Below are 247 nucleotides of genomic sequence, written 5' to 3' on the forward strand. Positions count from 1 at the left end.
CGGCCGCCGCCGCCCCGAAGAGCGACAGGATCAACACCCACAGAAGCATCGAGCCTTCGTGATTCCCCCACACGCCGGTGATCTTGTAGAGCATCGGCTTGTCGGTATGGGAATTCGCCCAGACCAGCTTCAACGAGAAGTCCGACACGACGAAGGCGTGGGTCAGCGCCGCAAAGCTCACCGCGATGAGCAAAAACTGCGCTGTCGCTGCGGGTTCGCCGACCGCCATCCAGCCGCGCCAGCCTTT

General features: G+C 63.2%; 1 pseudogene. It reads right to left on the reverse strand.

The annotated features are described in order from the left end of the window. A pseudogene (locus B3D39_RS13855) lies at nucleotides 1–247 on the reverse strand (heme lyase NrfEFG subunit NrfE); the annotation flags it as partial.

It is taken from the genome of Thioclava sp. UBA3469 (assembly GCF_002378135.1).
Taxonomy (GTDB): Bacteria; Pseudomonadota; Alphaproteobacteria; order Rhodobacterales; family Rhodobacteraceae; genus Thioclava; species Thioclava sediminum.